This window comes from Halosimplex halophilum (genome assembly GCF_004698125.1).
Classification (GTDB): Archaea; Halobacteriota; Halobacteria; order Halobacteriales; family Haloarculaceae; genus Halosimplex; species Halosimplex halophilum.
On the sequence record NZ_ML214298.1, the window covers coordinates 489,706 to 507,688 of the forward strand.

A 17,983-nucleotide genomic window follows, 5' to 3' on the forward strand; every position below is an offset into this window, starting at 1 on the left:
ATGGACTTCGCGGCCGCCCGCGAGCGGTTAGTCGAGCGACTCGACGACCGCGGCCGGATCGACGACGAGCGCGTCCGCGAGGCGATGGCGACCGTCCCCCGTCACGAGTTCGTCCCCGAAGACCGTCGCGAGGACGCCTACCGCGACACCCCGCTGCCCATCGGCGAGGGCCAGACCATCAGCGCCCCGCACATGGTCGCGGTCATGGCCGACCTGCTCGACCTCTCGGCGGGCGACGACGTGCTGGAGGTCGGCACCGGCTGTGGCTACCACGCCGCCGTCACCGCCGAAGTCGTCGGCGCCGAGCACGTCTACTCCGTCGAGTACCACGACTCGCTGGCCGAGGAGGCCCGCGAGCGACTGGACCGCCTCGGCTACGGCGCGGTGTCGGTCCGCGCGGGCGACGGCAAGGAGGGGTGGGCCGAGCACGCCCCCTACGACCGCGCGTACCTGACCTGCGCCGCCCCCGAGTTCCCCGAGCCCGTCGTCGAGCAGGTCCGCCCCGGCGGGTACGTGCTCGCGCCGATCGGCCGCCGCCAGCAGACGCTCGTCCGCGCCCGCCGGCGCGCCGACGGGTCGCTGGACCGGGACGAGTACGGCGGCGTCCGGTTCGTCGAGCTGCAGTAGCCCGGCGTTTCTTCGGCGACGGTTTTCGACCGCCGACGAGCGCGTCACGCTCGACCCGACCCCCGTTCGTATCTCCCAGTAGTGTATTCTAGAATAAATTAGGATTGACGAAACAATTATGTAGCAACCAAATGTAACCGAAACTGGAGTTATGGAGTACAAAACCGCAGGCCGATTCCTGGCATCGCTGGTAGTACTGTCGATGATCGCGACCAGTTTCACGGCGGGGACCGTCGCCGCCGACACGACGGCGGCGGCGGACGCGTCCGTCAGCGGCGCGGAGGGCGCGACTGCGGAGTTCGGGTCCATCCTCGTCGGCGAGGCGTGTGAGAAGGCCGACTCCTCACAGGCGGAACTCGCCTGTCAGGTCCTGCTCGGCGCGTCCACGGTCACGAAGTACACGACGCTCGCCAGTCTGGTCGGTGGTCCGTACGGGTGGGCCGCCTCCATCCTGATCGGACTCTGACCGCCGGGCGACCCACACTTTTTTATCCGTCACACGACAACCGATAATGACGTTAAACCAATCAGAAAAACATATGAATTCGAAAGAGACAGTCCGCTCGTCGTCGGATCCGGACAACGCGCGCGGTGACCTGGTACAGTTGCTCGTCGTCGTCGTGCTCGCGACGCTACCGCTCGACGCGCTCGGGCTCTCCGTCGCGGGCGTCCTCCCCGAGAGCGTGTCGCTGCTCGCGCTGGAGCCGGTCTGGGCCGGCGTCGTCGCGGTGCTGGGCCTCGCCTTCGGGGCCGTCGTCGCCCACAACCACAGCCTCCCGGCCGAAAACCAGCGCGCGGGCCGAGTCGCGGCCGCCGGCATCGCGCTGGCCGTTCCGGCGCTGGCCGCGAACGTGTTGCTCGCCGCCAACGGATACCTGTTCGCGTACGTCCTGTGCAACGGCACCGGCTACGGGGTCGGGTACCTGTACCACCAGTACGGTCCCGGAGCCTAGCCCGGTATCAGCGGATGACGGTCACTGACGGTCCGGTCGTCGCGGGGGCGCTGACGCGTCGGTTCGCCGTGCTCCGGTCGGCGGTCCGAGCCAACGGACGGCTGATCGGCGCCGCGGCGGCCGTCTATCTGTCCGGTGCGGTGCTGGGGCTGGGCGTCGGCTCGACGCTCGACTACGCGCGACTGGCACGGGCCAGCGGCGGCACCGCGGTCGCCGGGGCCGGAGCGGGCGCTTCCTTCGCCGACCTGCTGGCGATCAACCTCGCAGTGGCCGTCGCGCTGCTCGCCGGCACCGTGACGTTCGGCACCGTGCCGCTCGTGTTACTGTTCTCCAACGGGGTGTTCCACTTCTACTTCGTCGGGCTGGTCCCGGCCGGCCCCCTCGAGGTCGCCGCGTTGCTGGTCCCACACGGGCTGTTCGAACTCCCCGCCCTGTGGATCGCGGGGGCGGCGGGGTTCCGGCTCCCCGTCAACTTCCTGTCGTACCTGCGCGAGCGGCGCGACACCGTGGTCGACCGGTCCGAACTGCGCGAACTCGGCGTGCTCGCGGCGCTCGCGCTCTCGCTGATCGTCGTCGGCGCGGTCGTCGAAGCCACGGTCACGACCTGGCTGGCGGGTCACGTCCTGTGACTCGCTGTCGACCGCGTCCGGCGGCACCCGCGCGGAGGCCCGGACCCGCGGCGCGGGGTCGCGGCGGCGTCAGAGTCCGAGCAGCCGGGCGTTGAACACGAGGACCGTCAGGAGGACGCTACAGAGCGTCGGGACCGCCGCGATCGCCGCCGCCGTCCGGAGCTCGATGTCGTAGGTGTGTTTGACCGCGAACGCCCAGATGAACCCCCGCCAGAGCAGGATCACCGTCGTGACGGCGACGGTCATCCGCATCGCGGTCGCGCCCTGCAGCGACGCCGCCAGCACGCTCGCGTCCAGCTCCGACGGCTCCGTCCCGGCGAAGGCGGTTCGCACCGTGAGAAACGTGGCGACCGCCTTGTTGATCCCGGCCAGCACGTCCGGGAGGAACCCGCATCCGACGAACAGACTGAGCCGTCTGAACGACCCCTCCGGAACGGACAGCATCGACCCCTCGGTGATCCCCATGGCGAGGAGGTGGATCACGACGGCGTACACGAACCAGAACGCGAACACCGAGAGGACGTTCGCGAGGAGCGTGACCACCCCTCCGGTCAGCAACAGCGTCGTCGCCGCTCCGGGCACGATCTGCAGCTGGTAGTAGAGGAGCACGATCCCCGACAGGGAACTGGCCACGCCCGCCAGCGCGACGATCCCGAGCACGTACCGCACGCTCAGGCCGCTCTTTCCCCGTTCGTAGAACCCGTTCGGATCGCTCACGACCGACACGGTCGGTCCCCCCCGTTCGACGGCGTGCGCTGTCTTCGAACGTCGCCGCCCCCGTCGAGTGCGGCCGTCGGTTCGTCCGGGCGACCCGGCGGCCTCGGGACCGGACCGCGGGTCGCTCGACGCTGTCGAACCCCTGTCGTTCCGTCGACCATGTGTCCGGCCGAATGATATTCCTCAAAGGATAAAAAACTAACAGTAACTGGGGCGGTCCGACCGAGCCCGTCCCTCGCGCACACGGGGCGGCAGGGACCGGAGCCGCGCCATTCATTACCGTCGAGGGCGGACGGGCGGGCATGGATCCGGCGGTGGTGCGCGACGATATGGTCGACAGCCTGGAACACGAGAGCAAGGGCTGTCTCCGCAGCGAGGCCCTCTCCGTCGCGATGCGCGAGGTGCCCCGCGAGGCGTTCGTCGCGGAGGACCGCGGCGCCTACGCCGACCGACCGTTCGAGCGGCTGGGGACGCGCGTGCTCGCGCCGAGCACCGTCGCGCGGCTGCTCGAAGCGCTCGACGTCCGCGAGGGCGACTCGGTCCTCGTCGTCGGCGCGGGCGTCGGCTACACCGCCGCGGTCGTCGCGGAACTGGCCGGCGCCGAACGCGTCCACGCCATCGACATCACGCGCCGGCTGGTGGTCGAGGCCAGGGAGAACCTCGCCGAGGCGGGCTACGAGGGCGTGCTCGTCGACCGCCGCGACGGCGCCGACGGGCTCCCCGAGTACGCGCCGTTCGACCGCATCCTGCTGGAGGCGGCGGCGGTCAGCCCGCCCGCGGCGCTGGTCGACCAGCTCGCCGAAGGCGGCCGGCTGGTCATGCCCCACGGCGCCGGCGAGCAGCACCTCGCGGTCGTCGAGGGCGGCGAGGTGGTCGAGCGGCTCGGCGGCGTCGCCTTCCGGCCGATGCTCGTCGAGGGCGAGCAGGCCGACACGGTCGAGCGCAACCGCACTCGCCGCGAGGACCGCGAGTTCGCCCGCCGCAACGCCGAGGGCCGGACCGGCTGGGAACAGGAGTGGATCGACTGGGACGACGCGGTCGGGCGCTGAACCGACCGGGCCCTATCCGTCCGCGACCACCAGTACCTCCGTGTTCCCGCGCTCGTCGGCGTACTGCCCGCCGGCGGGCGGTTTCACGTCGAACTGTATCGTCCCCTCCTGCTGGTTCGGGCCGAGCGACGGCGACAGCGACAGCGTCGCGGTGCCGTTGGCGTTCGTCCGCGCGGTCGCAACCGAGTCCAGCGTCGCGGTACCGCCGGTGGCGACGACGGTCGCGTTGGCGACGCGGCCGCCCTGCGGTTCGACGACCGCGACGCTGATCTCGGTGCTGGTCTCGTCGACGACTTCGGGCGAGGGCTTCACGTCGAGTTCGGTGACCCCGAGCGTCTGGACGCCGCCGAGCGTGTTCATCATCACGCTGAGGCTGGCGACCCCGACGACCAGGGCGATGACGAGTCTGATGGGCAGTCCCTCGATGGCGCGTTCGTCGCGCCCGAGCGCTCGTGGCTCCATGGCCGGCCCTGGTCCCATCCCCCGGGATAAACGCTCGTGCGAAGGCTTTCCACGGGTCGGGAACCAGTCCGACGGCCGAGGGTCCGCGGCCGTCAGGCGGACCCGGACAGCGCCGGTACCGGCACGACCACGACCGGCACGGCCACGTCCCCCAGTAGCGCGCGGACCGTCGAGCCGGGCGCCTCGTGGTCGGTCGAGTCCCCGCCCTCGCCGCTGGCCTCCGGGTCGCCCCGCCGCGGCCCGAGGAGGAGCACGTCCGCGTCCCGGTCGGCGAGGACGGTCCGGATCTCCTCGGCTACGAGGTCGGCGCTGCCGACCTCGTCGTTCCGCGGCGGCTGCGCCGACGCGTGTTCGCCCTCGCGTTCGAGCACCTCGACCGTCGCGGGCAAGAGTCGAGAACGGGCGACGTTGGCGGCGTCGCCGGCGTCACGGCCGTCGAGGTCGGGTTCGGCGACGGTCAGGACGACGACCTCGTCGTCGGCGGCGAGCCGGTCGCCGAGGTAGTCGGCGGCCGCGGCGGTCGTGTGGACCGACGCGGTCGCGAGCAGGTAGCGGGTCACGCCCGACGAGTGGCGCCGCGCCTACTCGAAGGCGGCGAACTGCGTCCGGCAGTCGGGACAGACCAGGGCCCGCAGCGGGTGGCCCTCGGCGTCGGTGCGGGGCGGGCCGCAGCAGCCGCCGGCCTTGCGGGCGTCGAGGTCGGTCTCACAGATCGGGCAGGCGTCGAGGAATACCGACAGGCCGTGAGCGGCGACGGCGCGTCGCTCGGGGGCGAGGTCGGTGGTCGCGGCCAGCGCCCGCGCGGCGGCCGTCTCGGCGACCGCCACCGGCCGGCGGATCCACACTTCGCCCGCCGGCTCGTCGGCCCCGTCCGAGAGGACGACGTAGGTCCGGTCGCGGTCGATCGTCGCCTCGACCGCCGACGCGGCCGGCGCCGCCGCGAGCGTCGCGGCCGCCAGGTCGGCCGGATCGGCGTCCCGAAGCGCCTCGATCTCCGCCTGCCACCGCCGCCCGAAGTCGGCCGCGAGGGCCACGTCGTCGCCGCTCGCGTCGACGGCGCCCGCCTCGATCAGGTCGGCGAGGACCGCCTCCCCGTCGGCCGCCGTCGCGTCGGCGAGCGTGGCCGGCGCCGGCCGGTCGGTCTCCGCGTCGTCGCCGCCGGAGCGCGACTCGCCGTCCGGGCGGCCGCCGTTTCGCTGCATGACCGCCACTGCGGCGCTCGCCCGTTTGAGGGTGTCGTCGGTTTCGACCGATACGGTCGCCTTATCGGGCGTAAGCGGGTACTACGGGCGCGGGAGGTCCCAGGTATCGGTCGTCACGCCGTCGACGCCCCGGTCGGCCAGCGCCCGGACCGTCGCCCCGCGCCGCTCGCGCTCGTCGGCCGCAGAGTCCGCTCCGCCGCCGGCACGCTCGTCGGCCGCCGCTTCGAGCCCCCACGCGTAGACGCCGAACCCGGCCTCGTGGGCCCGCTCGACGAGCGCGCGGCCGCCGGGATCGAGACACAGTCGCGCGTGCGGGTGGACGTTCGCGCAGTCCAGGAGCGCCGCCAGGTCGAGGTTCGCTGTCGGCGATTCGCCGAACAGCAGGCCCGTCTCGGGGTCCCACTCGGAGCGTGCGATCTCGGCCAGCGCCGGCGCCGAGAACGACGAGAGCCGGACGTTCGAGCGGCCGTCCGCCGCCAGCGCCGCCCGCACGTCTCGCCACAGCCCGGGCTCCTTGAGCTCGACCTGCAGCGTCACCGCGGCGGGGACGGCGTCGAGGACCTCGGCGAAGGTGGCGACGGGCTCGTCGGACCCGCCGACGCGTAGCTCGCGCAGCCCGTCCAGGTCGAGGTCGGCGACGCGGCCCTGGCCGTCGGTGAAGCCGTCGACGCGCTCGTCGTGGGCGGCGACGAGCTCGCCCGACCCGCAGCGCCGGAGGTCGACCTCGACGGCGGGGAGGTGTCGGGCGGCCGCCGCGACCGCCCGGGCGGTGTTCTCCGGGCCGTGGTCGGGACAGCCGCGGTGGCCGACGAGTTCCATGGGGTGTGTCGGACTGCCGTCATCAAGTCGGCGGCGACCGTTTCGACAGCGGGGCCGGCGGTAACCCCGGATTATTCCGAGCGTGTCAGCGGATGCCGGACTATACCTTAGTCTCGCAGGATCGATCGTGGGAGGTATGTCGCACGACTCATCGTCGGGAGCGGAGAGCGGGGCCGGGCCGCCGAGTTCGCGGCGGCGCTTCGTCAAGGCCGTCGGCGTGGCCGGCGCGGTCGGGCTCGCCGGCTGTCAGGACGGCGCGGGGCCCGGCGGGGGAAACGGGACGAACGGCACCGGCGACGGCGGGGACGGCGGGGACGGCGCGACCGTCGAGATGGCGATGCCGTCGAACGTCACCGACCGCGCGGAGGACACCCGCCAGGCGCTGTACGACGCCGGCCTCTCCGAGGACATCGAAGTGACCTTCCTCTCGACCTCGGAGATCTCCGGCGACGTGCAGGCCCAGTACCGTAGCTGGCTCAACGCCGGCCGCGAGACGCCCGACATCTTCCGGATGGACAGCGGGTGGACGATCCCGTTCATCGTCCGCGACCAGCTGGTCAACCTCAGCGAGCGGCTCTCCCAGGAGGCCCAGTCGACCCTCGACGAGTACTACTTCGAGGCGCCGCTGGAGAGCGCGCGCGCGCCGGCCCAGGCGGTCGGCGGCGGCGCGACCGACACCGACACCGCGACCGGCGGGGGCGGCGGCCCGCGGGGCGAACTGTACGGCGTCCCCTGGCAGGTCGGCTTCCCCACGATCCAGTACCGGAAGGACCTGGTGACCGACGCCGGCTTCGACCCCGAGGGCGAGAGCTGGGCGACCGAGCCGATGACCTGGCAGCGCTTCTCGGAGGTCGTCGCCGAGACCCACGGCAACGCCGACGTGGAGTACGGCTTCAACTGGCAGGGGACCGACTACGTCGGCCTCTCGTGCTGTACGTTCAACGAGTTCATGTCCACCTGGGGCGGCGCCTACTTCGGCGGCCGCGACACGCTGTTCGGCCCGGTCGGCGACCGTCCGATCACCGTCAACGAGGAGCCCGTCCACCAGGCGCTGCGGATGGTCCGGACGCTCATCCACGGCTCCGACGACGAGCAGGCGCTCGACGGCTACCAGCAGATCTCGCCCAACGCGGTCCTGGAGTGGACGGAGGGGCCGTCGCTGTCCCCGTTCACGAACGGCAACGCCGTCGCCCTGCGCTACTGGCCCAGCGGCATCTTCGAGGCGGCGACCGCCTTCGAGGAGTCCGAGAACCTCTCGCCCGACGACCTCGGGACGATGCCGATCCCCTACGCGGTCAGCGAGGACGAGTCCGAATACGAGGGCATCGGCGGCACCGCCTCGGCGCTGGGCGGGTGGCACCTCACGGTCAACCCCAACTCGGCGAACGTCGACGCCGCGGTCCAGGTGATCGAGGCGACGATGCAGCAGAGCTTCCGGACCTTCCAGTTCAGCGAGCTGGGCTATCTCACCGGCGACCGGCGGCTGTTCGACCCGGAGAACGTCGGCGACGTGGACCCGTGGGGCCCGCACCTGGAGACGCTCCGGGTGGCCGGCGAGAACGCCATCCCGCGGCCGGTGACGGTCGTCTGGCCGGACCAGTCGTCGCAGATCGCCAGCCGCGTCAACGCCGTGATCGCCCAGCAGCAGGAGCCCGAGTCCGCGATGTCCGCGCTCGCGGAGAGCCTCCGGGAACTCGAAGAGAGCGTCTAACATGGCGACCAGCGACGACCACTCGCGGGGCCGCCTGCGGTCGGCGGCCGTCGCGCCGGCCAACTGGACCGAGCGGCTCTCCGAGCAGGGGTTCGCGTACGTCCTGCTGGTCCCGACGCTGCTGCTCGTCTCGACGATGGCGCTGTGGCCGCTGGTCAGCACCTTCGAGATGTCGCTGCGCGCCGACGCGCTGTTCTCGGCGGAGTACGTCGGCGAGTTCGTCGGCCTCGAGAACTACGTCGAGCTGCTGACCGGCGAGCGCAACGCCGTCCTCGGTAGCCCGTTCGTCGACTTCAGCCAGCCGCTCCAGAGCGCGCTGACGGTCACGCTCGTCTACGTCGCCATCGCCGTCACGCTGGAGACGATCATCGGCTTCGGCCAGGCGCTCGTGCTCGACCAGAGCTTCCGCGGTCGCCGGTGGGTCCGCGTGGCCATCCTCATCCCGTGGGCGGTCCCCATCGCCATCCAGGGGCTGATCTTCTGGCTGTTCTTCCAGCCGGGGATCGGGGTCGGGACCGACCTGATGCAGAGTCTGGGCGTGTTCTCGGCGAACCCGCTGATCAACACCACCGACACGCTGATCATCGTCATCGTCGCCGACGTGTGGAAGACCTCCGCGTTCATGGCGCTGCTCATCCTCGCCGGCCTCCAGAGCGTCGACCGCAGCCTCTACGACGTGGCGAAGGTCGCCGGCGCCTCGAAGGTCCAGCAGTTCCGCTACATCACCTTCCCGCTCGTCCTGCCGGCGCTGCTCGTCGCGCTCCTCTTTCGCACCATCCAGTCGATGCGCGTCTACGGCATCATCGAGACGACCGGCGGCTGCTCGACCCTGCCGTCGCTGACCTGTATGGTCGTCTCGACCTTCCGCGCGGGCCGGTACGCGACCTCCGCGGCCGTCGCGTTCATCACCGCCGGCATCGTCGCCCTGGTCGCGCTGGTGTACATCGTCAAGTTCGCCGACCTGGAGGTGGGCGCCTGATGGCCTCCACCACCGTCGAGGAGGGCGACGGCGACGACGACGGGCCGATCGCCAACCGGGCCCAGGAGGCGATCCGCAACCCCGGCGACGCCTACCAGTTCCTCTTCTACGTCGTCACCGCCTTCTTCCTCGTGACCACCCTCTTCCCGTTCTACTGGCTGCTGGTGCTGGCGCTGACGCCCGGCGACCGGATGACCGACATCGGCCTGCTCCCTAACGGGTTCAACCCCGCGTCGTTCGTCGAGATGTTCCAGCGGCTGCCCTTCCACGTCTACATGTTCAACAGCATCGTCATCGCGCTGACGACGACGGTCATCGTCCTGCTGGTCGCGAGCTTCGCCGGCTACGCCTTCGGCCGCCTGGAGTTCCGCGGCAAGACGGCGCTGCTGCTCGTCCTGCTCGCCATCTCGTATTTCCCGCCCGCGGCGTTCATCATCCCCCTGTTCCAGTTCTTCACGGGCAACGTCGAGATCCTCACGCTGCCCGCCGTCGGGACGATATCGAGCCCGAACTGGTTCAACACGCCCGGCGCGATGGTGACGCCGTTCAGCGCGCTCTTTCTCCCCCTGTCGATCTTCATCCTCACCACCTTCTACAGCCAGATCCCGGACGGGCTGGAGGACGCCGCCCGCGTCGAGGGCGCGACCCGCATCGGCGCGCTGTTCAGGGTTATCATCCCGCTGTCGGCGCCGGGCGTGGCGACGGCGGGCGTGCTGACGTTCATCGGCGTCTACAACGAGTTCTTCATCTCCTTTCTGATGACCGACGGCCAGGCCCAGAACTGGGCGCCCATCGTCTGGGGCGTCGTCAACTACCAGGGCCAGTACCAGGCGTTCTACAACCTGATGGCGGCCGCGAGTATCGTCGGCGTCCTCCCCGTGGTGATCCTCGTCGTGATCGCCCAGGAGCGCATCGTCAGCGGGCTGACTGCGGGCGCACTCAAGGAGTGAACAATGGGAGAAGTCAAACTCGAACACGTCACGAAACGCTACGCGGACGTCACGGCGGTCGACGACATGAACCTCGACATTCAGGACGGCGAGTTCGTCACGCTCGTCGGCCCGTCGGGGTGTGGCAAGTCCACGACGCTGGAGACCATCGCCGGCCTCACCATCCCCAGCGAGGGGACCATCACTATCGCCGGCGAGGACGTGACCACCCGCCCGCCCAAAGACCGCGACATCGCGATGGTCTTCCAGAACATCGCGCTGTTCCCCCACATGGACGTCCACGACAACATGAGCTTCGGGCTCCGGCTGCGGGACTTCGACAGCGAGGAGATCGACCGCCGCGTCGCCCGCGCCGCCGAGATCCTCCAGATCGAGGAGCTACTCGACCGGATGCCCGACGAGCTCTCGGGCGGCCAGCGCCAGCGCGTCGCCATCGGCCGCGCCATCGTCCGCGAGCCGGCCGTCTTCCTCATGGACGAGCCGCTCGCGAACCTCGACGCGAAACTGCGGGTCCACATGCGCACCGAGCTCCAGCGCCTCCACAAGGAGCTGGACACGACCATCATCTACGTCACCCACGACCAGGCCGAGGCGATGACCATGTCCGACCGCATCGCCGTGATGAACGAGGGGCACCTCCAGCAGATCGCCCCGCCGCTGGTCTGTTACGACGAGCCGGCCAACCTCTTCGTGGCGGGGTTCATCGGCTCGCCCGGCATGAACTTCGTCGAGGGGACCGTCGAGGCCGGGGAGATACGGACCGAGGGCTTCGACGTGGCGTTCGACCCCGCGGAGGTCCCCGAACTCGTCGAGGGCGACGACGTGACCATCGGCGTCCGCCCCGAGGACGTCTACCCCGCGAGCGAGGCCGACGAACTCGCCAACCCGACCCGGCGCATCCGCGCCCGGACGGACGTGCTCGAACCGATGGGCGACCAGGTCTTCGTCTACCTCGTCCTGCGCGGCGAGGACGCCGCCGGCGCCGACACCGGCACCAGCGGCGCCGCCAGCGCCCACGGCGCCGACGAACTGCTGATGAGCGTCGAGCCCGACAGCGACCTCGACGCCGACGAGGACATCGAGGTCGTCCTCGACCGCCGGAAGATCCACGTCTTCGACACCGCGAGCGGCGACGCCGTCTGTCACGACATCGTCCGCTCGGAGGCGATGGGCGGCGGCCACCCCGGCGCCCGGGAGGAGACCTGATGGTCTCGACCGCCGCGCTCCTGTACTTCGGGATGGGCACGCTCCTGTTTTTCTTCTGGGTCTACGGCATCTACGCCTTCGCCCGCGACTGCCGCCGGACGTACGTCCCCGGCTTCAAGGGTTGGCTCGCCCGCCGCCGGGAGTCGAAGGCCGAGCAGGAACGCGAACAGGAGCGCGAGGAGCGGGAGAAACAGCTGTACTGACGGCCGATCCGTTCCGGCCGCGCCCGGTCACGCGGGCGGATCGACGGGCTCGGGCGGGTCCGCCCCCGCTTTCTCCGCCAGGAACTCGCGTTCGGCCGCCGAGAGGTCCGGACCGCCGCCGGACCGGTCGCGCTCGCGATACACGTCGAGTCCCGCCTGGTAGGTCGCCCGCGAGCGGTCGCCGCGCGGTCCGTCGGGTCCGCCGGTGTCGTCCCCGTCGCCGAGCGGTCGGTCGAGGACGAGTTCGGCGACGCCGGTCTCCTCGCCGGTGAAGCGGAAGCCGGCGCGGTACAGCGCCTGGTAGGCGAAGGGGTTGTTGACGGCGATGCGGGCGCGCTCGTAGCCGCGGTCGGCGGCGCGGGCGGCGACGAACGCGGCCAGGTCCGGGCCGATCCCCTCGCCCCGGCGGTCCTCGCGGACGGTGATGTAGCGGATCCAGCAGACGCCCGGGTCGGTGCGGTCCTCGTTGAACGCCGCGGCGGCGACCACGTCGGCGGCCGCTTCCCCGTCGTCGGTCACCGGCGGGCCGGACCCCTCGCCGGTCCGGACGACGGCCTTCCCCGTGTTGGACATCACGAACTTCCCGGCGTAGCTGAACGCCCGCCAGTCAAGCGTCAGCGTCGGGCCGTCCTCGGGCCACCCCAGCAGGACGTGCTCCATCGGCCGGGGCTACCGGCCGCTGCCCCTTGTAGGGCGCGGTCGCCCCGACCGGTCGCGGACACTCCCCCGGCGGCCACCGTGCCGACGCCCACCGTTATCCCGCGGGCACCCGTAGCCGGCGGTATGGCACTCGGCGACGTGGGCGTCTTCCACCGGTTCGCGCGCCTCTACGACCGGGCGATGTACGCGGCCGACCCCGAGACGCTGGAAGCCGGCCTGGACCTGGCCGAGCGGCCGGTCGAGCGGGTCCTCGACGTGGGCGGCGGGACGGGGCGAGCCTCGCGGGCGCTGGACGCGCCGCGGCCGGTCGTCGTCGACGCGGCCCGGGGGATGCTCCGGGCGGCGCGCGGTCACGGGCTCGAAACCGTGCAGGGCGACGCGGCCCGGCTCCCGGTCGGCGACGCGTCGGTCGACGCGGTACTCGTGGTCGACGCCCTGCACCATATGGCCGACGTCGACGGGGTCGTCGCCGCAGCGTACCGCGCGCTCCGGCCGGGCGGCGTCCTCGTGGTCCGGGAGTTCGACCCGACGACGCTCCGGGGACGGGGGCTGGTCGCGGCCGAGCACCTCGTGGGCTTCGACTCGCGGTTTCTCGCCGCCGACGCGCTGGCCGACCGCGTGGAGTCGGGCGGCTTCCGGGCGTCGGTCCCCGACCGCGGGTTCGGGTACACGGTCGCGGGCGTGAAACCCGCGGCTGCGACGGCGGGACCGGGGGACCGAACCGCGGACGCCGCCGACTCATCGAACCAGTGAAGGGGCAACGGCCCCTCGCTCCGGGTGATGACATCCGTCCGCACGGCGCTCGCCCACCGCGTCGAGCCCGCGCCGTTCACGGCGCTGGTCGCCGCTGGGGATCTAGCCTGCATCACCGCGTTCGTCCTGCTGGGCGTGACGGTCGGCCACGGGGGCGGCGACCCGGGGGTCGACCCCGGTCACGTCGCGGTCACGGTCCTGCCGTTCGCCGTCGGCTGGGCGGTCACGTCGCTGCTGGCCGGCGTCTACGCGAGGAGCACGTACGCCTCGGCGAAGCGGGCGGTCGTGCGGACGGTACCCGCCTGGGTCGGCGCGGCCCTGGTCGCGCAGGCGCTCCGCGCGACCGCCGCCGTCCCGGGCGGGGCCGCGGTCACGTTCTTCGCCGTCTCCGTGCTCGTCACGCTCGCGCTGTTGCTCCCGTGGCGCGTCGCAGTGAGCGTACTCGCGTCGTAGGTGGTCGTTCGACGCGACAGAAACGGGCGCGGCGAAGGGCCGCGCCCGACAGTACCGCAGAGCGCAGCGCGGTGGGGGTACGCCCGCTGTGGTGAGTGGGGCAGTGGGGGGTCAGTCCGTCTCGCGATACCGGAGGGAGACGCGGGCGCCGGGCGAGGCCCCGTCGGGACCCGCCGTCATAGCGACTCCTCGACCGGAACGGCGACTGTCGACTGGATCCACGCCTCGTGGTTGTCCCGGTCGTAGATGACGAACTCCTCGCCGCCGATGTCGAGCTCGGCGTAGCGTCGCCGCTCCTCGTCCGATCCGGTCCGTCCCTGGGGGTCGTCCGTTGCGTCTGGCGTCATTGTGTCCTGAGCCGGCGCGTGCCGTCCCTCCGTCCACACCTTGCCGATACCCCATCATAAATACACGTGTCGGATTATCACGAGGGATAACGTATAGTAGGGTCCGTCTGGCGGGGGATACCGACGGATCGACCGCGATCGAAGTCGGCGCACTCGCGATCGCGCGCCACTCCGGTTCTCAGCTGTGATACCTCTCGGCGGTTCCGCCCGCCCCGAGCGGAGTCGCCGACCCGGTCTCGACCTCGCAGTTTCGCCGCGATCGGACGAAAATAGCGGCCTCGGTTGTCGCGCACGTCCGATATCGGATTATTGGATTTGAATAAGTTATGAATTGGTTTCTCAGTGGCGACAGAGCAAATACACAGGTGTCACACCGAATGGTACCCGCACATTCTGGAGAACACTTATGTATTACCAATCTGTAGTTGAAGATAGATTATGGCTGGATACTACGACCTCGTTCTCGGTCTCATCCCGCTCGCACTCGGAGGAATCGCGGCCCTGCTCGCCGCGTTCGGGTTCGCGCTCACGACGGCGATCACGCTGGCCTCCGTCGTGGCCGTCGGCCTCATCGGGCACGCGATGTTCGTCAACGGTCCCGTCGACGGCGCCCCGCGTTCGTCGACCGACGACGGCGGCTTCCAGCCCGCCGACTGACCGCCGGATTCTCCCTTTCCGTTCTCTCGCCGCCTTCCCGTTCCTCTCCCCGTCTCGCCCTCCTCTCGTCGCCTTCCCGTTCCCACACCCCTAAGCCGCGGCTGGCCCTACGGTGGGATATGACCGACGACAGGGCGCTGTTCCTGACCAGCGACGACGTGCGCGGACTCGCGACGCCGGCCGAGTACGTCGACGCGGTCCGCGAGGGGTACCGCGAGCGCGGCGAGGGCGCCCCCGCTCGTCCGAGAACCCGTCTCACCGGCGGCGACCCGCCGGGGATGCTCACCGGGTACTCGGCGATCCTCCCCGAGACGGGCGCGATGGGCGGGTACATGTACACCGGCGGGTTCGGCTCCGGCGACGCACACTTCGTCCTCCCGCTGTTCGACGCCGAGACGGGCGCGCCGCTGGCGGTCTTCGACGGCGCGAGCCTCAACCCGTTCAAGACGGGCGCGACCGGCGCGGTCGGGCTCGACGCGCTCGCCCGCGAGGACGCGACGGAACTGGCGGTGATCGGCAGCGGCTCGCAGGCCCGCGGCCAGCTCCGCGCGGCCGTCACCGTCCGCGAGTTCGACGCCGTCCGCGTCTACTCGCCGACCCGCGAGCACCGCGAGGCGTTCGCCGCGGCGATGGACGACGAACTCGACCCGACGGTCCGCGCGGTCGACTCCAGTAGCGCCGCGGTCGCCGGCGCCGACGCGGTCGTCACCGCCACGACGGCCGCGGAGCCGGTGTTCGACGGCGCGGACCTGGCCGACGGCGCCCACGTCACCTGCATGGGGCAGTACCACCCCGAGAAGCGCGAGGTCGACGCCGAGACGGTCGCCCGCGCGACGTACGTCCCGGACCTCCGCGAGCGCGTCGAGCGCGACGCGGGCGCGTTCCTGCTCGCCCGCGAGGAGGGCGCGGTCGACGACGACCACGTCCACGCCGAACTCGGCGAGGTCGTCGCCGGCGTCGAACCGGGGCGGACCGACCCCGACGAGGTGACGCTGTTCGACAGCGGCGGCACGGCCATCGAGACGGTCGCCGCCGCCCACATGCTCTACGAGCGGGCCGTCGACGCCGGCCTCGGCCGGGAGATCGAGTTCCTGCCCGCCAGTCGAGCCTTCGAGGAGTAGCCTGCTCGACCCGAAGCGGCCCCGGTCAGTTCGCCTCGCCGCACGCGCGACAGCGTGCGCGACCGGTCCCCGGGTCGAACGCCAGCGCGACTTCCCCGCAGTTCGGACAGCCGCGGTCGCCCTCCCCGCGGAACGTGAGGCTGGCGCCCGCGGTCCGTTCCACCCCGCTCGTGGTCGATCGTTCGGTCTCACCCATCGTATGGCACACTGAGTGACACTTCGGGATAAGCGTTGTGTCTATACGACACCTGAGACCCTAATACACTGGATATTCATACCCGAACGTACGCGAATACCGAACTATTGATCGGTAATATACCTCCGAAGTACACGGAGCGGGCGACGGTCAGAGGTACGGCGCGATCCCGGTCGCCTGGGCGAGCGAGAGGCCGCTTGCGACGGCGCCGAGGAGGTAGCCGGCGATGGTACCGCCGTTGAGCAGGGGGAGCCCGGCGTGGGCGCGACCCTTGAGCACCATCCACAGCAGGACGACCAGGCCGGCGGTCGTCCCGACCATGGCGGTGACCGCCGGGAGCGTCGCCGGGATCCCCAGCAGGTCGACCGTCGGGACGCCCGCCGGCGCGAAAAACGCCGCGCTCGCTACCAGCACGGTCGGGATGACGGCGTCGCCGAGACCGATGAACAGCGCCTCGCGGTCGAGTTCGAACTCGTCGTCTCCGTCGCCGTCAGCGGGGGCCTCGCCGGCCTCGCCGTCCGCGTCCGCGTCGCTCGCCGACCCGTCGGCGGCTCCGCCGTTCGGGGTCGCCGTCCCGGACCCGGCGTCGGTCGTTTCGGCCCCGGTCGCCGTCCGTTCGGCGTCCGCCTCGCCGGCGTCGCTCTCCTCGCTGACGGCGGCGGGCGTCCCGGCGTCGAGGTAGGAATAGGACAGCGACAGCGGGACGACGAGGACGATGGGCACCTTGAGCTCCATGACGCCGGAGGCCAGCGTCAGCATGTGTTCGGTGCCGTAGACGCTGATGGCGTCGTAGACGGCGAGCACGGTCAGGAGGACGAGCGCCGGGAGGATCCCGAAGCTGATGCCGAACAGGCCGGCGGCGCCGGCGCCCATCACGATCCCCGCCGCGTCGATGACGTACCACTCCGGGTGGACCCACAGCGCGACCCCCAGGAGGAGTCCCCCCGCCCACGCGAGGGCGTTGAGCGAGAAGCCGCCGACGGGTATCGTCAGGACGGGCGGGACGAGCACCCGGAGGACGAACAGGCCGATGTACGCGCCGGTCCCCACGAGCAGCAATCGGAGCAGCCAGTCGACGCCGAACCGGATGATCGCCAGCATGACGCCGGTCATCACCAGTATGAACCCGATGTAGACGAGGCTGTTCGCCGGGTCCTGCGGGTCGGCGGTGGCCTGGTAGCCGGCCGACTGGAACGGCTCGACCAGCGCGAGCGCCCCCAGCTGGACGAGCAGGAAGATCCCGACGATGGCCCCCGAAGCGACGTACGCGCGCGACCGCTGGTCCATGCCGATCCCTCGGCGACGACGCGTTTGAGGGTTACGCTGTCCTCAGACGAGCCGCTCGCCCAGTAGCGGCGCGCCGACGGCGCCTCCCACGGCCAGCGCCGTCCCGACGAACGCCAGCGCCAGCGCCGGTTCGAACGCCTCGAGCGCGGCGAACAGGAGTCCCGCGGCCAGGAGGACGCCGAACCCGGCGAAGATCTCCCGGCGGTGGGTCGGGTGGGCCGGTGTCGAGTCGGCGACGCCCCGCCAGACCGCCCAGCCGCCGAGGGCGCCGCCGATGGCCGCCACGCTGTCGAACGTCAGCCCGTTGAGCAGGCCGACGAGGCCGACCGCGACTGCGACCCCGAGGACGCGTCCGGGGTCGGTCCCCTCGTCGGCGAACCGGTAGAGCGCACCGAGCAGGGCCACGCCGACCGCGGCCCCGGCGACCACGTCGACGAGGTAGTGGACGCCCAGGACGAGTCGCGAGAGCGCGACGAGCACGATCACCCCGGCGGCGGCGCCGAACCGCTGGCGCGCCGTCCCCCAGTCGACGACCAGCGCCAGCCCGCCCCAGACCATCGTCGTCCCGAGCGCGTGACCGCTCGGGAACCCGGGGCCGTCGGCCGTCGTCGCCCGCTCCAGCAGGGCGGACAGCGCCCCCGGTGCCCACGCCAGCGCCGGCGGGTCGGCCGCGCCCGGCGGGCGGCCGAGCCCGAAGAACCCCTTCAGCGCGCCGATGACGGCGACGTAGGTCAGCGCGAGGGCGAAGACGAACAGCGCGCGCCGGCGGTCGACGCCCAGGACGGGGAACTCCTCGCCGGCGACGAACAGCGTCCCGCCGAGCAGAAAGAGGAACCAGCCGTCGCCGAGCTGGGTGACCAGCCCGAACAGCACCACGACCGGCCACTCGGCCAGCCCGTGGAGCGTCTCGGTGACCCCGACGCCGCGTCCGTTCGGAAACAACTGCATTCGCCACGCCGATTGAATCTCGAGGCGTGTAAGCTATCGGGCTTCGGAGTCGTG

Annotated in this window: 24 protein-coding genes; 14 read left to right on the forward strand and 10 right to left on the reverse strand. The window is 71.4% G+C overall.

From position 1 onward, the window contains the following. The 4 genes from E3328_RS13440 (at window position 1) to E3328_RS13455 (ending at window position 2,209) form a co-directional block, all read left to right on the forward strand. Window positions 1-627: a protein-L-isoaspartate(D-aspartate) O-methyltransferase gene (locus tag E3328_RS13440; RefSeq protein WP_135365145.1), complete on the forward strand. Its 627-nt coding sequence runs from the start codon at window positions 1-3 to the stop codon at window positions 625-627. Window positions 628-778: 151 nt separating this feature from the next. Then, window positions 779-1,093 carry a hypothetical protein gene (locus tag E3328_RS13445; RefSeq protein WP_135365146.1) on the forward strand — a complete coding sequence of 105 codons (315 nt, stop codon included), beginning with the start codon at window positions 779-781 and terminating at the stop codon, window positions 1,091-1,093. A 73-nt stretch (window positions 1,094-1,166) separates the two neighbouring features. After that, the gene (locus tag E3328_RS13450; RefSeq protein WP_135365147.1) at window positions 1,167-1,580 is read left to right on the forward strand and encodes a hypothetical protein; all 414 of its coding nucleotides are present in this window, start codon (window positions 1,167-1,169) and stop codon (window positions 1,578-1,580) included. A gap of 14 nt (window positions 1,581-1,594) precedes the next feature. Then, window positions 1,595-2,209, forward strand: coding sequence for a stage II sporulation protein M (locus tag E3328_RS13455; RefSeq protein ID WP_135365148.1), 615 nt, complete (start codon window positions 1,595-1,597; stop codon window positions 2,207-2,209). Between the two features lie 69 nt (window positions 2,210-2,278). Here E3328_RS13455 and E3328_RS13460 read toward each other — a convergent pair whose 3' ends face one another. Beyond that, window positions 2,279-2,926: a YIP1 family protein gene (locus E3328_RS13460; RefSeq protein WP_135365149.1), complete on the reverse strand. Its 648-nt coding sequence runs from the start codon at window positions 2,924-2,926 to the stop codon at window positions 2,279-2,281. A 302-nt stretch (window positions 2,927-3,228) separates the two neighbouring features. Between E3328_RS13460 and E3328_RS13465 the strand changes: the two genes are divergently transcribed. Further along, window positions 3,229-3,975 (forward strand): protein-L-isoaspartate O-methyltransferase family protein, encoded by a 747-nt coding sequence (locus tag E3328_RS13465; RefSeq protein WP_135365150.1) that lies wholly within the window; start codon window positions 3,229-3,231, stop codon window positions 3,973-3,975. Window positions 3,976-3,987: 12 nt separating this feature from the next. On the opposite strand, the gene E3328_RS13470 is transcribed toward E3328_RS13465, so the two are convergent. The 4 genes from E3328_RS13470 to E3328_RS13485 all read right to left on the reverse strand — a co-directional run bounded on the left by E3328_RS13470 (window position 3,988) and on the right by E3328_RS13485 (window position 6,458). Further along, window positions 3,988-4,437 (reverse strand): DUF7382 domain-containing protein, encoded by a 450-nt coding sequence (locus E3328_RS13470; RefSeq protein ID WP_135365151.1) that lies wholly within the window; start codon window positions 4,435-4,437, stop codon window positions 3,988-3,990. Between the two features lie 92 nt (window positions 4,438-4,529). After that, complete coding sequence (locus tag E3328_RS13475; protein WP_135365152.1) at window positions 4,530-4,997, reverse strand: universal stress protein; 468 nt, start codon at window positions 4,995-4,997, stop codon at window positions 4,530-4,532. A 21-nt stretch (window positions 4,998-5,018) separates the two neighbouring features. Continuing rightward, window positions 5,019-5,639, reverse strand: coding sequence for a DUF8054 domain-containing protein (locus tag E3328_RS13480; RefSeq protein ID WP_135365153.1), 621 nt, complete (start codon window positions 5,637-5,639; stop codon window positions 5,019-5,021). A gap of 81 nt (window positions 5,640-5,720) precedes the next feature. After that, window positions 5,721-6,458: a glycerophosphodiester phosphodiesterase gene (locus E3328_RS13485; protein ID WP_135365154.1), complete on the reverse strand. Its 738-nt coding sequence runs from the start codon at window positions 6,456-6,458 to the stop codon at window positions 5,721-5,723. A 136-nt stretch (window positions 6,459-6,594) separates the two neighbouring features. Here E3328_RS13485 and E3328_RS13490 point away from each other — a divergent pair, with 136 nt between their 5' ends. The 5 genes from E3328_RS13490 to E3328_RS13510 are packed head-to-tail and all read left to right on the forward strand — an operon-like array spanning window position 6,595 to window position 11,507. Beyond that, a complete protein-coding gene (locus E3328_RS13490) occupies window positions 6,595-8,169 on the forward strand; it encodes an extracellular solute-binding protein (RefSeq protein ID WP_135365155.1) in 1,575 nt (524 codons plus the stop codon). 1 nt (window position 8,170) lies between these two features. After that, complete coding sequence (locus tag E3328_RS13495; protein WP_135365156.1) at window positions 8,171-9,148, forward strand: carbohydrate ABC transporter permease; 978 nt, start codon at window positions 8,171-8,173, stop codon at window positions 9,146-9,148. After that, the gene (locus tag E3328_RS13500; protein ID WP_135365157.1) at window positions 9,148-10,098 is read left to right on the forward strand and encodes a carbohydrate ABC transporter permease; all 951 of its coding nucleotides are present in this window, start codon (window positions 9,148-9,150) and stop codon (window positions 10,096-10,098) included. Before E3328_RS13495 ends, E3328_RS13500 begins: the two co-directional genes overlap by 1 nt. A 3-nt stretch (window positions 10,099-10,101) precedes the next feature. Then, window positions 10,102-11,304: an ABC transporter ATP-binding protein gene (locus E3328_RS13505; protein ID WP_135365158.1), complete on the forward strand. Its 1,203-nt coding sequence runs from the start codon at window positions 10,102-10,104 to the stop codon at window positions 11,302-11,304. Next, on the forward strand, window positions 11,304-11,507 hold the full coding sequence (locus E3328_RS13510) for a DUF8005 family protein (protein ID WP_135365159.1): 204 nt from the start codon (window positions 11,304-11,306) through the stop codon (window positions 11,505-11,507). The genes E3328_RS13505 and E3328_RS13510 overlap by 1 nt, the downstream gene beginning before the upstream one ends. Window positions 11,508-11,534: 27 nt before the next feature. Here E3328_RS13510 and E3328_RS13515 read toward each other — a convergent pair whose 3' ends face one another. Further along, on the reverse strand, window positions 11,535-12,167 hold the full coding sequence (locus tag E3328_RS13515) for a GNAT family N-acetyltransferase (protein WP_135365160.1): 633 nt from the start codon (window positions 12,165-12,167) through the stop codon (window positions 11,535-11,537). A gap of 123 nt (window positions 12,168-12,290) precedes the next feature. On the opposite strand from E3328_RS13515, the gene E3328_RS13520 reads away from it, so the two are divergent. Further along, window positions 12,291-12,920: a class I SAM-dependent methyltransferase gene (locus E3328_RS13520; RefSeq protein WP_135365161.1), complete on the forward strand. Its 630-nt coding sequence runs from the start codon at window positions 12,291-12,293 to the stop codon at window positions 12,918-12,920. Window positions 12,921-12,947: 27 nt separating this feature from the next. Then, entirely contained in the window at window positions 12,948-13,373 is a 426-nt protein-coding gene (locus E3328_RS13525; protein ID WP_135365162.1) for a DUF3054 domain-containing protein, read from the forward strand. Window positions 13,374-13,549: 176 nt separating this feature from the next. Here E3328_RS13525 and E3328_RS22030 read toward each other — a convergent pair whose 3' ends face one another. After that, the gene (locus tag E3328_RS22030) at window positions 13,550-13,720 is read right to left on the reverse strand and encodes a DUF7331 family protein (RefSeq protein WP_167837398.1); all 171 of its coding nucleotides are present in this window, start codon (window positions 13,718-13,720) and stop codon (window positions 13,550-13,552) included. Window positions 13,721-14,158: 438 nt separating this feature from the next. On the opposite strand from E3328_RS22030, the gene E3328_RS13535 reads away from it, so the two are divergent. Then, window positions 14,159-14,377 carry a DUF8015 family protein gene (locus E3328_RS13535; protein ID WP_135365164.1) on the forward strand — a complete coding sequence of 73 codons (219 nt, stop codon included), beginning with the start codon at window positions 14,159-14,161 and terminating at the stop codon, window positions 14,375-14,377. A gap of 119 nt (window positions 14,378-14,496) precedes the next feature. Continuing rightward, entirely contained in the window at window positions 14,497-15,498 is a 1,002-nt protein-coding gene (locus E3328_RS13540) for an ornithine cyclodeaminase family protein (protein ID WP_135365165.1), read from the forward strand. 25 nt (window positions 15,499-15,523) lie between these two features. Here E3328_RS13540 and E3328_RS22035 read toward each other — a convergent pair whose 3' ends face one another. From E3328_RS22035 to E3328_RS13550, 3 genes are all read right to left on the reverse strand, one after another. Continuing rightward, the gene (locus tag E3328_RS22035) at window positions 15,524-15,694 is read right to left on the reverse strand and encodes a TFIIB-type zinc ribbon-containing protein (protein ID WP_167837399.1); all 171 of its coding nucleotides are present in this window, start codon (window positions 15,692-15,694) and stop codon (window positions 15,524-15,526) included. A gap of 150 nt (window positions 15,695-15,844) precedes the next feature. Beyond that, the gene (locus E3328_RS13545; protein WP_135365166.1) at window positions 15,845-16,981 is read right to left on the reverse strand and encodes a presenilin family intramembrane aspartyl protease PSH; all 1,137 of its coding nucleotides are present in this window, start codon (window positions 16,979-16,981) and stop codon (window positions 15,845-15,847) included. 42 nt (window positions 16,982-17,023) lie between these two features. Next, window positions 17,024-17,929 carry a phosphatase PAP2 family protein gene (locus tag E3328_RS13550; protein WP_135365167.1) on the reverse strand — a complete coding sequence of 302 codons (906 nt, stop codon included), beginning with the start codon at window positions 17,927-17,929 and terminating at the stop codon, window positions 17,024-17,026. Between the last annotated feature and the right edge of the window lie 54 nt (window positions 17,930-17,983).

What these genes read in the sequence shown, in the direction of transcription:
- E3328_RS13510 (WP_135365159.1), top strand. Translation starts at nt 11,304, where the DNA reads ATGGTCTCGACCGCCGCGCTCCTGTACTTCGGGATGGGCACGCTCCTG.
- E3328_RS13445 (WP_135365146.1), top strand. Translation starts at nt 779, where the DNA reads ATGGAGTACAAAACCGCAGGCCGATTCCTGGCATCGCTGGTAGTACTG.
- E3328_RS13535 (WP_135365164.1), top strand. Translation starts at nt 14,159, where the DNA reads ATGGCTGGATACTACGACCTCGTTCTCGGTCTCATCCCGCTCGCACTC.
- E3328_RS13500 (WP_135365157.1), top strand. Translation starts at nt 9,148, where the DNA reads ATGGCCTCCACCACCGTCGAGGAGGGCGACGGCGACGACGACGGGCCG.
- E3328_RS13490 (WP_135365155.1), top strand. Translation starts at nt 6,595, where the DNA reads ATGTCGCACGACTCATCGTCGGGAGCGGAGAGCGGGGCCGGGCCGCCG.
- E3328_RS22030 (WP_167837398.1), bottom strand. Translation starts at nt 13,720, where the DNA reads ATGACGCCAGACGCAACGGACGACCCCCAGGGACGGACCGGATCGGAC.
- E3328_RS13545 (WP_135365166.1), bottom strand. Translation starts at nt 16,981, where the DNA reads ATGGACCAGCGGTCGCGCGCGTACGTCGCTTCGGGGGCCATCGTCGGG.
- E3328_RS13455 (WP_135365148.1), top strand. Translation starts at nt 1,595, where the DNA reads ATGACGGTCACTGACGGTCCGGTCGTCGCGGGGGCGCTGACGCGTCGG.
- E3328_RS13515 (WP_135365160.1), bottom strand. Translation starts at nt 12,167, where the DNA reads ATGGAGCACGTCCTGCTGGGGTGGCCCGAGGACGGCCCGACGCTGACG.
- E3328_RS22035 (WP_167837399.1), bottom strand. Translation starts at nt 15,694, where the DNA reads ATGGGTGAGACCGAACGATCGACCACGAGCGGGGTGGAACGGACCGCG.
- E3328_RS13550 (WP_135365167.1), bottom strand. Translation starts at nt 17,929, where the DNA reads ATGCAGTTGTTTCCGAACGGACGCGGCGTCGGGGTCACCGAGACGCTC.
- E3328_RS13465 (WP_135365150.1), top strand. Translation starts at nt 3,229, where the DNA reads ATGGATCCGGCGGTGGTGCGCGACGATATGGTCGACAGCCTGGAACAC.
- E3328_RS13505 (WP_135365158.1), top strand. Translation starts at nt 10,102, where the DNA reads ATGGGAGAAGTCAAACTCGAACACGTCACGAAACGCTACGCGGACGTC.
- E3328_RS13480 (WP_135365153.1), bottom strand. Translation starts at nt 5,639, where the DNA reads ATGCAGCGAAACGGCGGCCGCCCGGACGGCGAGTCGCGCTCCGGCGGC.
- E3328_RS13520 (WP_135365161.1), top strand. Translation starts at nt 12,291, where the DNA reads ATGGCACTCGGCGACGTGGGCGTCTTCCACCGGTTCGCGCGCCTCTAC.
- E3328_RS13440 (WP_135365145.1), top strand. Translation starts at nt 1, where the DNA reads ATGGACTTCGCGGCCGCCCGCGAGCGGTTAGTCGAGCGACTCGACGAC.
- E3328_RS13450 (WP_135365147.1), top strand. Translation starts at nt 1,167, where the DNA reads ATGAATTCGAAAGAGACAGTCCGCTCGTCGTCGGATCCGGACAACGCG.
- E3328_RS13525 (WP_135365162.1), top strand. Translation starts at nt 12,948, where the DNA reads ATGACATCCGTCCGCACGGCGCTCGCCCACCGCGTCGAGCCCGCGCCG.
- E3328_RS13540 (WP_135365165.1), top strand. Translation starts at nt 14,497, where the DNA reads ATGACCGACGACAGGGCGCTGTTCCTGACCAGCGACGACGTGCGCGGA.
- E3328_RS13495 (WP_135365156.1), top strand. Translation starts at nt 8,171, where the DNA reads ATGGCGACCAGCGACGACCACTCGCGGGGCCGCCTGCGGTCGGCGGCC.
- E3328_RS13470 (WP_135365151.1), bottom strand. Translation starts at nt 4,437, where the DNA reads ATGGAGCCACGAGCGCTCGGGCGCGACGAACGCGCCATCGAGGGACTG.
- E3328_RS13485 (WP_135365154.1), bottom strand. Translation starts at nt 6,458, where the DNA reads ATGGAACTCGTCGGCCACCGCGGCTGTCCCGACCACGGCCCGGAGAAC.